The sequence below is a fragment of the Leucobacter manosquensis genome, from assembly GCF_018304845.1.
GTDB classification, from domain to species: Bacteria; Actinomycetota; Actinomycetes; order Actinomycetales; family Microbacteriaceae; genus Leucobacter; species Leucobacter alluvii.
The window spans coordinates 2,375,145-2,389,205 of the sequence record NZ_JAFEVO010000001.1 but is presented as its reverse complement, the minus strand read 5'-3'; the positions used below and the strand labels follow the sequence as shown (position 1 = coordinate 2,389,205).

The following is a 14,061-nucleotide window of genomic DNA, read 5'->3' as shown; positions in this document are numbered from 1 at the left end:
TGGCGCTCCGTTGCGTCGATTGCGGGAAGGCTCACTCCCCTTTGCAGTCACGGGCAGGGAAGCGTATACTGACTGAATGGTCGGTCAGTAATTCCATTGGAAACTCTACCACCACTGTTCCACCCAGAGCGAGAGTCGCAGCGCATTGCACCGATGCAAGGAGGCACCAGATGGCAACGATGACTGAAGAACTCACGGAGACCGCTGAGCAGGAGCGCTTCGACGCCCTGATCGCCGACGAGCAGCGCATCGAGCCCCGCGACTGGATGCCCGAGAAGTATCGGCGCACCCTGATCCGGCAGATCTCCCAGCACGCGCACTCCGAGATCATCGGCATGCAGCCGGAGGCGAACTGGATCACCCGCGCACCGAGCCTGAAGCGCAAGTCCATCCTCATCGCGAAAGTGCAAGACGAAGCGGGCCACGGGCTCTACCTCTACTCGGCCGCGCAGACGCTCGGCATCACCCGAGAGGAGATGACCGACGCGCTCATCCAAGGCCGAGCCCGGTACTCGTCGATCTTCAACTACCACACGCCGACGTGGGCCGACATGGGGGCGATCGGCTGGCTCGTCGACGGCGCCGCGATCTGCAACCAGGTGCCGCTCTGCCGCGCGTCGTACGGCCCCTACGGCCGTGCGATGGTGCGCATCTGCAAAGAGGAGTCGTTCCACCAGCGCCAAGGATTCGAGATCCTCTACGAACTGTCGCACGGCACTCCCGAGCAGAAGCAGATGGCCCAGGATGCGGTCGATCGCTGGTACTGGCCGTCGCTCATGATGTTCGGGCCCAGCGACGACGCGTCGCCGAACTCCGCGCAGTCGATGGCGTGGAAGATCAAGCGATTCTCGAACGACGAGCTGCGCCAGCGCTTCGTCGGCATGTGCGTGCCGCAGTTCGAGGCGCTCGGGCTCGGGTGCCCCGACCCGGACCTGCGCTACGACGAGGAGTCGGGCCAGTGGATCATGGGCGAGATCGACTGGGCCGAGTTCGAAGAGGTGCTCGCGGGTCGCGGGCCGGCCAACGCCGAGCGACTGCGGCATCGCCGTGACGCGCACGACGATGGCGCCTGGGTGCGCGAGGCCGCGGCCGCCTACGCGCAGAAGATGCAGGATCGCCGCCGTTTCGCGGCCTGACCTCGGCCGAGCACGCAGTACGCAGTACGCAGTAGGCAGTACGCAGTAGGCAGTACGCACACGTTACGAGGAGACACAGATGTCGACACCCGGAGAGACTGGCACGGAGTCCTGGCCCCTGTGGGAGGTGTTCATCCGCGCCAACCGCGGCTTGAGCCACGTGCACGCCGGATCGCTGCACGCACCCGATGAGGCGATGGCTCTGCGCAACGCACGAGACTTGTACACACGACGCCACGAGGGCGTCTCGATCTGGGTCGTGCCTGCGGCCGCGATCACTACGAGCGACCCCGACTCGAAGGGCGTGTTCTTCGAGTCACCGGCGGGCAAGAACTTCCGCCACGCCGTCTACTACTCGCGTGCGGAAGGGGTGAAGCACCTGTGAGCATCGAGCCCGCCGCGGCCGCCGCCGACCTCCACGGTGACGTCAGCGTCGACGACCTCGAACTCGCCGACGAGCTGACCGGCTCCGGCGAGGTAGCGACACCCGACGTCGCCGAGTACGCCCTGCGTCTCGGAGACGACGCGCTGATCCTCTCCCAGCAACTCGGGTGGTGGGTGTCGCGCGGGCCCGAGCTCGAGGAGGACCTCGCCCTGAGCAACATCGCGCTCGACGTGCTGGGCCACGCGCGATCGCTGCTGCGCTACGCAGGCAGCGCGACGGGTCGCAGCGAAGACGACCTCGCGTTCTGGCGCGACGAGCCCGAGTTCCGCAACTGCTGGCTCGTCGAGCAGCCGAACGGGCACTACGGCGACACGATCGCCCGTCAGTTCATCTTCTCCGCTTATCAAGCCGAGCTGTATCGCCAGCTGCTCTCGAGCACCGATGCGACACTCCGCGCGATCGCCGGAAAGGCCGAGCGGGAGGTGCGCTACCACCTCGACCATTCCGCTCAGTGGATCCTCCGCCTCGCCCTGGGCACCGAGGAGTCGCGCGAGCGCATCACGGTGTCGCTGCGCGATCTGTGGCCGTACGTCGACGAGCTCTTCGCCGACGATCCGCTCATCGACCGCCTCTCAGGCATCGCCGCGCGACCGAGCGACCTCCGAGCGGGCTTCGACGACACCGTGCGCACGGTGCTCTCCGAGGCCGAACTCGAGCTCCCCGACGTGCAGCCCGCCCGAGCGCGCGGGCGCGACGGCCAGCACAGCACGCGCCTCGGCTACATCCTCGCCGAGATGCAGTGGCTGCCGCGGCGGCACCCGGGAGCGTCATGGTGACCCCGCTGCGCCCGGCAGAGCCAGCAGCGGCGCAGGCGTGGGATATCGCTGCGCAGGTGCCGGATCCCGAAGTGCCCGTGCTCACCATCGAAGACCTGGGAGTGCTCCGCTCGGTGGTCGCCACCAACACCGAAGTGCGCGTCGTGCTGACACCGACGTATTCGGGCTGCCCAGCCATCGATCAGATGCGCGACGACGTCGCCGCGCGACTGCACGAGGCCGGCTACCCGCAGGTGCGCGTCGATACGACGCTCAGCCCGGCCTGGACCACCGACTGGATGAGCGACGCCGGCAAGAGCAAGCTCGAGGCCTACGGCATCGCTCCCCCCGACTTCCGCGCGGCTGGGCGCCGTGGCCCGATCACCGTCGCACTCGCCGTGAAGTGCCCGCGCTGCCACTCGACCCGCACCCGCGAGATCGCCCGCTTCGGCTCCACCTCCTGCAAGGCCCTCTACGAGTGCCAGGACTGCCTCGAGCCGTTCGACTACTTCAAGGTTCACTAGGAGCACCATGGCCGCCATCAATCTCGGCGCGAAGCAGCGCGCGACATTCCATGAGCTGCGAGTCGCGGAAGTGCGCCCGCTGACCGAATCGAGCGTCGAGGTGACCTTCGAGGTGCCAGACGAGCTCGCGTCAGAGTTCACGTACCTCGCCGGGCAGTACCTCGCCCTCCGCACCACCATCGACGGCGAGGACCTTCGCCGCTCGTACTCGATCTGCAGGCCCCCGACGTCCGGGCGCATCTCGGTCGCGATCAAACGAGACCTCGGAGGCCGCTTCTCCAGCTGGGCCAACGAGTCCCTGCGGGCCGGCGACACGCTGCAGGTGATGACCCCGCAGGGAGCCTTCACCTCGAATCTCGACGAGCTCGACGGCCGGCACGTCGTCGGCGTGGCCGCAGGCTCCGGCATCACGCCCATCATCACGATGGCGCATCGCGTGCTCACCCACAGCGAGACCAGCAGGTTCGACCTGCTCTTCACGAACCGCTCCTCCCTCGACGTCATGTTCGTCGAGGAGCTCGCGGATCTGAAAGACCGCTTTCCGCAGCGCTTCGCCATCCACCACGTGCTCTCGCGCGAGCAGCGGTCGGCCCCCGTGATGTCGGGCCGCCTCGACGAGGAGCGACTGCGCACCATCCTGAACACCGTGATCCCGGTCGGCATGGCCGACGAATGGGTGCTCTGCGGCCCCTTCGAGCTCGTGCAGCTGTGCCGCGACCTCCTCGCCGAGCACGGCGTCGAGGCATCGCACGTTCGCTTCGAGCTGTTCTCTACGGGCGAGCCCGCTCCGACGCGGGCGAGACCCGTCGAGGTGCGCACCGGAGAAGAGACGATCACCATCGACTTCACCCTCGACGGCACCTCCGCGTCGGTCGAGAGCCCGGTTGCGGCACGTGAGACGATCCTGAACGCGGCACTGCGCGTGCGCAGCGACGTGCCGTTCGCCTGCGCCGGAGGCGTCTGCGGCACCTGCCGCGCGCGAGTCGTCACCGGATCGGTGTCGATGACCGAGAACTACGCGCTCGAGGCCGAAGAGCTCGAGCGCGGGTACGTGCTCACCTGCCAATCCCACCCGCAATCAGACCGCGTGGTCGTCGACTACGACGCGTGACCCGATTGGAGCCAGCATGATCACCCTGACCGTCGCCGACGACATCGCCGAGATCACGCTCGACGCCCCCGAGCGGCTGAACGCGCTCGGGCCCGACGACATCGACCAGCTCTCCGAGGCCTACGCCGAGGCCGAACAGCAGCGGGTGCGCGCACTCCTGCTGCGCGGCGAGGGGCGCGCCTTCTGCGCAGGGCGCGACATCTCCGGCGTCGACCCCCGCTCCGACGATGTGCTCGGCTATCTCGACGGTCTCGTGCAGCCGTTGCTCGAACGCATGAGCCGCTTCCCCGCCCCCACGTTCGCCGTCGCGCACGGAGCGTGTCTCGGCGTCGGGCTCGGTCTGCTGATCGCGAGCGACGTGGTCTACGTGGCCGAGACCGCCAAGATCGGCAGCCCCTTCGCGAACCTCGGTGCAACGCTCGACTCGGGCGGGCACGCGCTCTTCTTCGAACGCCTCGGGGCGCACCGCACCCTCGATCTCATCTACACGGGACGCCTCATGTCAGGCGTCGAGGCGGTGGCAGCCGGCCTCTTCTCGCAGTCCCTGCCCGACTCCGAGGTGCTCCAGTCGACCCGGGCTGCGGCGGCGAGCGCGGCCCGCGGCGCCACCGAGGCGTATCTCGCGTCGAAAGCGCTCGTCGCCGAGCTGCGCGATGAACGGCTCGGCCTCTGGGGGTCGATGTCGCACGAGAACCGCGTGCAGGCCGCCCTCTGCGACACCGACGATTACCGCGAGGGCTTCGCGGCGTTCCAGCAGAAGCGACGGCCGCAGTTCACGGGCGGCTCGCGGCGAGGAACCCACGCGTGAGCGGCGCCGATCGAGGCGCCCCGGCCGCCGACGAGAACTGGGTGGCCGCGAACGGGGCCGGCGAACTCGCCGAGGCGATGGGGATCGAGTTCCTCGAGTTCGCCGTCGAGCGCACGGTCGGCCGCATGCCGGTGCGGGGCAACCGCCAGACCGTCGGGTTCTTGCACGGCGGCGCCTACGTGGTGCTCGGCGAGACGCTCGGATCGCTCGCCGCCAATCTGCATGCCGGCCCCGGCCGCCTCGCGGTGGGCGTCGACATCAATGCGACCCATACCCGGTCGGCGACCGAAGGCTTCGTGACCGCCGTCTGCACGCCGGTGCACCTGGGCGGCAGTCTCGCCGTGCACGAGATCGTCGTCACCGACGAGACCGGCCGCCGCTGCTGCACGATGCGCATGAGCAACCTCATCAAGCCGATGCCGGATCACGCCCGCACGGACCTGCAGCCCTGATCGTCGGCCGTGGTCGCGCTCCCCGGCCCGACGAGCACGTCGGTGATGTGTCGCAGGGCATCGTGCAGCTGCACATCGGTCGACGCTCCGTAGCCGAGCACGAGGCCATGGGGCGCGTTCGCTGGAGCGTCGTAGTAGGTGTGCAGCGGCGCCACGGTCACCCCTCGTGCCGCGAGACCGCGCGCCGCCGCAGTGGCTGACGGGCCGGGCTCCCATGTCAGCGTCGCGTGCAGTCCCGCTTCGACCGCGTGCACGGCGACCCCAGGCACCCCGTCGAACGCGGCGATGACGAGCGTGCGCCGATGCGCGTATTCGCGTCCGACCCGGGCGAGATGCCTGCGGAGGCCGCCGCTCTCCAAGAACTCCGCGAGCGCATGCTGCACCGTTCCCGAGAGCGGAAGCCCGAGGTCGGCGCGCGCCGCGATCGCTCGCTCGCGGATCTCCGGATTCGTCACGACGACGTAGCCGCACCGCAGCCAGGGCGAGAGCGTCTTCGAGTAGCTGCCGACCAGCGCGACGCGACGCTCGTCGTCGAGCGATGCGATCGCCGGCAGCGCCGGGGCGCCGTGCCGGAACTCGCTGTCGTAGTCGTCCTCGATCACCAGGGCGTCATGGTCGCGCGCCCAGTCGAGAACGGCGAGCCGGGCGGCGACCGGCATGCGCCCGCCGAGCGGGTACTGATGGCTCGGAGTGAGCAGCGCCCCCGCGAACCGCCCGCCCCGCGAGCGCAGCTCCTCGACGTCCATCCCGCCATCGCGCACCGGAATGGCGATCGACTGCCCGCCGAGTCTCCGGATCACCCGGCGCGATGCCGGATACCCGGGTTCCTCGGTCGCGATCCGCGCGCCGACGGGGCCCTCAGCGCTGAGCCCGTGCATCAGCAGCCCGATCCCGTCATTCGTGCCGGCGGTGAGCAGCACGTCGTCTCGCCCGCACTGCACCCCGCGGGCCTGCAGGAGGTGATCGGCGATGAGTTCTCGCAGGCGCTCGTCACCCGCGGGCGGCGGCGGCACCGAGGGGAGCTCGCGCCGGAGTGCCCGGCGCCAGGCGGTCTGCCACTCCCGAGTGCTGCTGAAGCGCGTCGATGGGCTTCCCGGCGAGAGGTTCTGCGTGTGAGGGGAGGTCGCACCGCTCGACGTGGAAGGCGCGGCGAGTCTGCGATCCGCTCGCGCCCGTTCCGGCGCCGCCCGGCGCACGGAGCCCGTGCTCAGGTCCGCAGCGACGAAGGTGCCCGATCCCGGTATGGATTGGAAGTACCCCTCGCCGATGAGCTCCTCGAACGCGGCGATGACGGTGCCCCGGGAGTATCCGGTCGCAGCCGCGAGCGATCGCGAGGACGGGAGCTGGGCGCCTGCCGCGATCTGCCCGGCGAGCACGACGTCGCGCAGCTGGGTCACCAGGTGCTCCCTCGCGGTCGCCCCGGGCGGCACCCCCGTGTCGAGAACGAGGTCTACCGGGATCCGATGCCGCATCACTGCCTTTCTGGTCTACTGAAGTCGAACGTTTCTGGAGTAACGGTACAACCAGTTCACGCGGCACGATAGTCCACAAGCCATCCGCGTCGCCCCGGCGCGCGCCCCCAGGAATGGAGTCCACCCGTGTTCACCGGTCTCAGCGCGTTTCCCCTCACCCCCTTCGTCGATGATGCGGTCGACGCGGCCGCGTACGCGGGGCTGATCGAACGACTCGCCGCCTCCGGGGTCGACTCGATCACGGCACTCGGTTCAACCGGCTCGTACGCCTACCTCAGTCTGGAAGAGCGCTCCCGGGTGGCCCGCCTCGCCGTGGCCCACGCGGGTGCGACGCCCGTGCACGTCGGAGTCGGGGCGCTGCGCACCTCCCACGTGCTCGAGAACGTGCGGAGCGCCGAGGCCGCTGGCGCCTCCGGGGTGCTGCTCGCGCCGATGACCTATCAGCCGCTGACCCCCGATGACGTCTTCCAGCTCTTCGCGACCGTCGCCGACGCGACGGAGCTCCCCGTGATCGTCTACGACAATCCCGGCACGACGCATTTCACCTTCACCACCGAGCTCTACGGCCGCATCGCGCAACTGCCCGGCATCGCGTCGGTCAAGGTTCCCGCCCTCCCGGAGGGCGATGCCGCAGCGTCGGATCGCATGGCGCAGATTCGTGCGGCGCTCCCCGACCACGTGACGGTCGGCATCTCGGGCGACGCATCCGCCGCCGCGGGTCTCACTGCGGGGTGCGACGCCTGGTACTCGGTGATCGCAGGCACCCTCCCAGAGGTCGCCCTGCGCATCGCGCGCGCGGCGCAGTCGGGAGATCGCGACGCGGCGCTCCAGGCATCAGCAGAACTGCAACCGCTCTGGAATCTCTTCAGCACGATGGGCGGAAGCCTGCGCGTCACCGCCGCAATCGCCGAACTGCTCGGACTCGTCGCACCGCGATCGCTCCCGTTGCCGATCCTCGGCCTGACCGCAGCGCAGCGCGCAGAGGTTGCGCGAGTCTCAGATGAGCTCGGCCTCGGCGGCTGAGGCGCCCGCCGCCTCCGGCGCCACCCGGCGGAGCGGCGGCCTCGCGCGATACGTCTTCGCCGCGACGCTCGTGCGCAGCGCCGACGGCGGCGCGGTCGTCGCGATCGTGCTGCTCGCGCAGCACACCGGTCTGCCCGCATGGGTGTCCGGCCTGTTGGGCGCGTCGATCACCGCGCCCCATCTGCTCGGCCCGTTCATCTCCCGGCGGCTCGACACCGCCCGAGACGGGCGCGTCGTCATCGCCGTCTCCGCCGTGATGCACGGTGCGCTTCTCGGCGTCGCCGCGCTCCTCCTGCCCCACACCTGGGCGGCTGTGCCCGCCGTCCTCCTGTTCGTCTCCGGCCTGTTCGGCCCGATGCTCACCGGCGGCATCAGCAGCAGGCTTCCGGCGATCGCCGGGCCGTCACGGCAGCACCAGCGGCGAGCGCAGAGCTGGGACGTCGCGAGTTACGGCATCAGCGGCACGCTCGGCCCCGCCGCGGTAGCATGGATCGCCGCCGGACCCGGGCCGCTGACGGCGGCCCTCGTACTCGCCGCGGCCGCGATCACCGGGGCGGCAGCGGTGCTGGCACTCCCCCGTCAGCCTCCCGTCACCGATGCGTCTGCAGTGCCCTCGCCACTGCAGACCTTCCGGCAGATCTGGGGCTCCGGCCCGCTGCGGCGCACGCTCGCGCTGACCGTCACGGTCGCGTTCTCCGTCGCCGTGCTGCCGATCTACGCCGTGGCGATCGCTCCGCAGTTCGGCGGCGCCGCTCTGGCCGGAACGCTGGTCGCGGGCTACGGCGTCGGCAACCTGATCGGGTCGGCGCTGCTCATGGTGAAACCGCTCCCGGGCGACGCCGATCGACTCGTCGTCATGCTGTGCTTCGTCGTCGCCGCCGCCTTGGCCGTCGTGGCCGCGATGCCGAGCTTCGTCGCAGCGCTCGTCGCCTGCGGGGCGGCGGGAATCGCGAACGCATTGTTCTTCGCTGCGACGCTCGCTGCGCGCAGCGAGTACGCACCCGCCGAGGCCCGCGGTCAGGTCTTCATCTGGGTCGGCGCACTGAAGATCGCCGCCGGTTCTGCGGGAACGGCCACCGCCGGCGTGCTGCTCTTCGGGGCGGCGTGGATGCCGGTGGCCCTGGTGGCGGGCGTCTGCGTCCTCGCGGCGCTCGCGGGCGCGCGGTCGCGAGCCGCGCCCGCTCCCGCTACCGCGCCGCAGACCGGCGAGCCCGCACGACGGCGAGCCCGGTGAGCACGAGGCCGGCCACCGCCCACAGCACCAGCAGCAACGCCGCGCTCCCGGCTGATCCTGCACCCGTGGCGATCGACTGGAAGCCGTCGAGCCCCGCCCCCAGCGGGCTGACATCGCCCACCGCGGCGAGCGCACCCGGAACCGTCGAAACGATGCCGACCGCGAAGGCGACGACCAGCAGCACGAAGGCGAGGAACCGGCCGAGGCCGCCGAGCAGCGCGGAGAGTCCCTGCACGAGCAGCGTGAAGGCGATCCCCGCGAGCAACGCGAACCCGAAGAACCGCGCCCCCTGACCGAAGTCGTACCCGAGTGCGATCGGCATCGCCACCCCGGCGGCGGCCCCCTGGATCGCGCCGAGCGCGATCGCCGGAACCGCGCTCCGCAGCGTGATGTACCCGACTCCGCGGGCCGCGTCGCGCGCACGTCGCCAGAGCGGTGACAGCACGAGGAACGCGGCCAGGGCTCCCGCCCAGAGTGCGATGCCAGCGAAGAGCGGCACGCCCGATGCGGTGAACAGTTCGTCGCTCGCGCCCTCGGCCAGCACCGGCGTCGCCGCGGCGCGTGAGAGCTGCTCGCGCTCCGCGTCGGTGGTGACGGGCACGTTGTCGGCCGCGGTCTGCAGACCCGTCGCGAGCTCGCCGGCTCCGTCTTCGAGTTGCGCGGTGCCGTCGACGAGCTCCGAAGTGCCGTCCGCGAGCTGCGACGCCCCGTCAGCCAGCTGCGGGGCGTTCGCGGCGAGCTCCCCGGTGCCCGCGCTCAACTGCGCCGCTCCGTCGGCGAGCTGTGCCGCGCCGGAGGAGAGCTGGCCGCCCTGCGCGGCCAGTTCGTTCAATCCGGAACCGAAGTCGGCGAGGCCCGCGGTGAGCTGGCCGAGCTGCGCCGCCGGGTCGACGCCAGGCGGGGTCGCACCGCCGAGTTGCTGCTGCAACGCCTGCGTGGCCTCGGCCACCCCGGCCGCGCCATTGCTCGCAGTCTTTAGACCTCCGCCGATCGCGCCGACGTGGCTCTGGAGCGTGCCGCTCAGCCGCTGGCAGTACGCCGCATCGCCCGTCGACACCATGCAGTCAGTCACCAACGGCGCGATACCGTCGCGCAATGCCGTGGCGCCGGTGCCGGCGGCCGTCAGCCCCTGCTCGAGCTGCGCCGACGGCTCGGCCGAAGCCGCCTGCAGCTGCGTCATCGCCCCGATGAGCGTCTGCAGCTGCTGCACCGCGGCGGTCGCACCCGCCGATAGCTGCGGATACGCGTCGGCCAGCTGCTGAGCGCCGGCGACGTACTGCCCGACGCCGGAGGCCAATTCGCCGGAGCCGCTCGCCAACGTTCCGGCACCGGACGCGAGCTGCTGCGTGCCGTCCGCGAGCTGCTGCGTGCCGTCCGCGAGCTGAACCGCGCCCTCGTCGAGCTGCGCGGTGCCCGTCGACAGTTCTGACACCCCGGTGGCCAACTGATCGGCTCCGTCGGCGGCGTCGCCCACTCCGTCTCCGAGCTCATTGAACCCGACGTAGACGCCGGCGACGAACTGCTCGCCGAGCTGCTCGTTCAGCACCTGCGTCGCGGTCTGCGTCACGATGCCAGACAGCGCTGCATCGATCAGTCGTCCCCGATCGCTCTCAGTGACGTCGATCCGCGCCTGCCTGGCGTCTCCCGGCTCGCCCGACAGCGACGTCGCATCGGCGGAGAAGGTCTTCGGAATCGTCACGACGGTCGCGTACCGGCCATCGGCGACGCCCTCAGCCGCGTCCTCGGCATCGGTCAGCACCCACGTGAAGTTCGCGGTGCCGTCGTCGCCGGCCGACGAATCGGATTCGGGCTCGCCGATCAGCTCGCCCGCGAGCACCCGTCCGAGCGGCACGGTCTGCCCGTCGACCTCGGCGGCCTCGTCGAGGTTCACGACGGCGGCGGTCACATTCTCGAGGCGCTCCGTGGGGTTCCAGAGCCCCCACAGCAGCACGCCGGCCACCGTCAGGGGCACGAGCATGATGCCGATGATCGTCGTCCATCGCACGGGTCGGTCGCTCTTGAGTCGGGTCAACGCGGCGCTCATCGTGCGCTCCCTTCACGATCGCTGAAATGCGACAGAACTTCTGGTTTCACGGGGCTGATGAGCGGACGTTCTGTCGCGCTTTCAGCGGGCGGAGTCGGAACGGGGGACGGAACGCGGGCCGAGGCCCAGGCCGAGGCGCGGTCGAGCGTCACCAGCTCCGTACCCTCTGGCAGGATCCGCCGCGCGAGCTCGGCGCCGCCGAGCACGACCGGCGTGACTTCTGGCGCCGCTCCCCGTGCGACCGACACCGCATGCGCTGCGAACGCCGAACGCATGCCGTCGACGGCCGCCGACGAGGCATCGGCCTGCCCCGCCTCGCGCAGGTCGAGCACGAGTACGGCCGGGTGATCCTGCAATGCCTCGCGCAGCGTCGCCGGCGTCGCCCAGGCCGCGCGCGAGCGCAGGGATGCCGCGCGCTCCGGCAGCAGGAGGCCTGCCACCTTCGCCGTACCGGCGATGATCGGCCCGCGGCCCGACAGCGCTTCGGCGAGCGGCACGGCTCGGCCCGTCTGCTGCGGGTCCAGCACCAGCGCTTCGCCGACTCCGACGCGAATCGTCGGCGCTCCGATGCCCGCCGCATCCGCGCCACCCGCGCCGCCAGACGTGCTCGCGGCGTCGCCGGGCAGGACGAGCGCGTCCGCCGCGATCCGCGCCTGTGGCATGTCCGCCGGCCATGCAGCGTGCGCGATCTCGCGGGCGAGACCTTCGCCTTCCACGTCGAACGACGGCAGCACGCGGCTCAGCCAGCCCGGCATGCTCCAGGCGCGGTCGCCGAGGAGCGCCAAGACCGCCGGCACGAGCGTCATGCGCACGATGAACGCGTCGACGAAGACGCCGACCGCGAGCCCGAGCGCGATCACCTTGATACTCGGGTCGCCCTCGGGCACGAAGGCCGCGAACACCGCGAACATGATGAGCGCCGCGGCGGTCACCACTTTCGCGCTGCCGACGAAGCCGCGCCGGATCGCGGTCTGAGCATCTGCGCCGTGCACGTACTCCTCGCGGATGCGCGAGACGAGGAACACTTCGTAGTCCATTGCGAGCCCGAAGAGCACCCCCATCAAGATGATCGGCATGAAGCTGAGCACTGGTCCGGTGGCGTGCACGTTGAGCGCATCGCCGAGCCATCCCCACTGGAAGACGGCAACCACGGCTCCGAAGGCGGCGCCCACGGAGAGCAGGTAGCCGAGGGTCGCCTTGATCGGCACCCAGACCGAGCGGAAGACCATGGCGAGCAGGATCAGCGAGAGTCCGACCACCAGCACCCCGAACGGCAGCAGCGCTTCGCCGAGCAGGTTCGACACGTCGATGCCCACCGCGGTGAATCCCGTCACGGCGAGACTGACCCCGTAGTCGTCGAGCCACTCGTCGTGGTGCGCTCTGAGTTCGGCGACGAGCTCGGAGGTGCTCTCGGCCTGCGGCCCGTCCTCCGGCACGACCTGGATGATGCCGGTATCCGCGTTCTGGTTCGGGGTCGCGAGCGGCACATCGTGCACGCCGGGAATGTCGCGCACCTCGTCGGCCAGGTCTTCCATCAGGCCGACGGGATCATCGCTGGTGATGATCGATCCGGTGAGGATGAGCGGCCCGTTCGCCCCCTCGCCGAAGTGCTCCCCGGTCAGCTCGTAGGTGACACGAGCCGGGTCGGTCTCCTCGAGTGTCTCGGCCCCGGGGAGCGCGAGCCGCAGCTGGGTCATCGGAATCGCTGCGACGCCGAGCACGACCAGAACGGCGAGGATCGTCGCGACCGGCTTCGCCGTCACTCCGCGCACCCATCCGCCGAAGAAGCGGTCGGCGCGGCTGGGGCCGTGGGAGGCGCTGGCCGGTGCTGACTCGATCGGTGCGCCGGCGGCGAGCGCGGCGCGCTGCCGTTTCGGGAGGATCTTCAGCCCGGCCATGGCGAGGACGGCAGGCGTGAGCGTCACCCCGATGAGCACGGCCACTGCGACACCGGCGGCGGCGGCGACCCCGAGCGCGGTGAGGAACGGAATGCCCGCGACCGCGAGGCCGAGCAGGGCGATGATCACGGTGAGCCCTGCGAACACGACGGCCGAGCCGCTCGTCGCCGTCGCCCGGGCGATCGACTCGGTGACTCCGAGCCCCGACCTCAGTTGCTCCTGATGCCTGCTCACGATGAAGAGGGTGTAGTCGATGCCGACCGCGAGCCCGAGCATGAGCGCGAGCATCGGGGTCGTCGAGGTCATCTCGGCGAAGGCCGTCGTGACGAACAGACCCGCGATCGTCACGCCAACGCCGATGATGGCGATGATGAGCGGCATGCCCGCCGCGACGAGCGACCCGAGCGTGAAGAGCAGCACGACGAACGCGATGACGACGCCGATCGCCTCGGTCGCGGTGAAGCCGGGGATCGAGACCGAGAACACGTCTCCGCCGTGCGAGACTTCCGCGTCGGCGGGCAGGCGATCCTGCAGCTGTTCGGCTACGGCGATGATGCCGTCGGCCGTCGCGTCGGACACATCGCTCTGCGCGCCGGTGATCTGCACGGTGACGAGCGCCGCCTGCCCGTCGTCGCTCAGGCCCGCCGCGGCCTGCTCGTCGAACGGGTGGGTCACCGCACTCACGTCGTCGAGTTGCTCGAGTTCGTCGACGGCGTCCACGATGGTCTGCTCGTAGGGCTGCTGGTCCGCCCGCTCACCGTCTGCGGCGACGACGATGATCGTCGCACTCGTGCCGCTCACCTCGGGGAATGTGCGCCCGAGCGTGTCGATCGCCTCCTGCGACTCCGTGCCGGGAATCGTGATGGGCGCGTTCGCCCCCTGCGAGAACAGGCCGGCGGCGATGCCGAGGACCGCGAGGATCGCGATCCAGGTCGCGAGCACCAGCCATCTCGCGCGGGTCGCCCAGAGTCCGATGGCGTGCAGCAGTGTCGACATGCGGGGTGAGGCCTTTCGATCTCGGGCGGGGAGGGGAACGGATCGGTGCGTCTGACCGCCGACTCAGCGATCGATACACGAGTGCATCCGTTTCGATACACGAGTGTATCCGACTGGGTACACTGATGTATCGGGATTCTTTCAGGCTAGGCTCTGCATGCTG

General features: G+C 70.4%; 12 protein-coding genes. 9 read left to right on the top strand and 3 right to left on the bottom strand.

Features of this window, described 5'->3' with window-relative positions; all coding sequences use genetic code 11:
- The first annotated feature begins 170 nt into the window (after window positions 1-170).
- The 7 genes from paaA to JSQ98_RS11130 all read left to right on the top strand — a co-directional run bounded on the left by paaA (window position 171) and on the right by JSQ98_RS11130 (window position 5,231).
- Entirely contained in the window at window positions 171-1,136 is a 966-nt protein-coding gene (paaA, locus tag JSQ98_RS11160) for a 1,2-phenylacetyl-CoA epoxidase subunit PaaA (protein WP_211649730.1), read from the top strand.
- A 79-nt stretch (window positions 1,137-1,215) separates the two neighbouring features.
- Window positions 1,216-1,521, top strand: a complete 306-nt coding sequence (gene paaB / locus JSQ98_RS11155; RefSeq protein WP_090145939.1) for a 1,2-phenylacetyl-CoA epoxidase subunit PaaB — start codon at window positions 1,216-1,218, stop codon at window positions 1,519-1,521.
- Entirely contained in the window at window positions 1,518-2,357 is an 840-nt protein-coding gene (paaC, locus tag JSQ98_RS11150) for a 1,2-phenylacetyl-CoA epoxidase subunit PaaC (protein ID WP_211649728.1), read from the top strand. The genes paaB and paaC overlap by 4 nt, the downstream gene beginning before the upstream one ends.
- Window positions 2,351-2,860, top strand: coding sequence for a 1,2-phenylacetyl-CoA epoxidase subunit PaaD (gene paaD, locus JSQ98_RS11145; RefSeq protein ID WP_211649726.1), 510 nt, complete (start codon window positions 2,351-2,353; stop codon window positions 2,858-2,860). The genes paaC and paaD overlap by 7 nt, the downstream gene beginning before the upstream one ends.
- Before the next feature lie 7 nt (window positions 2,861-2,867).
- Window positions 2,868-3,971 carry a 1,2-phenylacetyl-CoA epoxidase subunit PaaE gene (paaE, locus tag JSQ98_RS11140; protein ID WP_211649724.1) on the top strand — a complete coding sequence of 368 codons (1,104 nt, stop codon included), beginning with the start codon at window positions 2,868-2,870 and terminating at the stop codon, window positions 3,969-3,971.
- Window positions 3,972-3,987: 16 nt separating this feature from the next.
- A complete protein-coding gene (locus JSQ98_RS11135; protein WP_211649723.1) occupies window positions 3,988-4,779 on the top strand; it encodes an enoyl-CoA hydratase/isomerase family protein in 792 nt (263 codons plus the stop codon).
- 77 nt (window positions 4,780-4,856) lie between these two features.
- The gene (locus tag JSQ98_RS11130) at window positions 4,857-5,231 is read left to right on the top strand and encodes a PaaI family thioesterase (RefSeq protein ID WP_211650516.1); all 375 of its coding nucleotides are present in this window, start codon (window positions 4,857-4,859) and stop codon (window positions 5,229-5,231) included.
- Here JSQ98_RS11130 and pdxR read toward each other — a convergent pair.
- Window positions 5,204-6,703 carry a MocR-like pyridoxine biosynthesis transcription factor PdxR gene (gene pdxR, locus JSQ98_RS11125; RefSeq protein ID WP_211649721.1) on the bottom strand — a complete coding sequence of 500 codons (1,500 nt, stop codon included), beginning with the start codon at window positions 6,701-6,703 and terminating at the stop codon, window positions 5,204-5,206. The genes JSQ98_RS11130 and pdxR overlap by 28 nt on opposite strands.
- Before the next feature lie 126 nt (window positions 6,704-6,829).
- Between pdxR and JSQ98_RS11120 the strand changes: the two genes are divergently transcribed.
- Window positions 6,830-7,726: a dihydrodipicolinate synthase family protein gene (locus tag JSQ98_RS11120; RefSeq protein WP_211649719.1), complete on the top strand. Its 897-nt coding sequence runs from the start codon at window positions 6,830-6,832 to the stop codon at window positions 7,724-7,726.
- Entirely contained in the window at window positions 7,704-8,960 is a 1,257-nt protein-coding gene (locus tag JSQ98_RS15105) for an MFS transporter (protein WP_249290814.1), read from the top strand. The genes JSQ98_RS11120 and JSQ98_RS15105 overlap by 23 nt, the downstream gene beginning before the upstream one ends.
- Here the strand turns inward: JSQ98_RS15105 and JSQ98_RS11110 are convergent.
- Both JSQ98_RS11110 and JSQ98_RS11105 read right to left on the bottom strand, forming a co-directional pair.
- Complete coding sequence (locus tag JSQ98_RS11110) at window positions 8,914-11,004, bottom strand: YhgE/Pip domain-containing protein (protein WP_211649717.1); 2,091 nt, start codon at window positions 11,002-11,004, stop codon at window positions 8,914-8,916. The genes JSQ98_RS15105 and JSQ98_RS11110 overlap by 47 nt on opposite strands.
- On the bottom strand, window positions 11,001-13,898 hold the full coding sequence (locus tag JSQ98_RS11105) for an MMPL family transporter (protein WP_211649716.1): 2,898 nt from the start codon (window positions 13,896-13,898) through the stop codon (window positions 11,001-11,003). The genes JSQ98_RS11110 and JSQ98_RS11105 overlap by 4 nt, the downstream gene beginning before the upstream one ends.
- Window positions 13,899-14,061 lie beyond the last annotated feature (163 nt).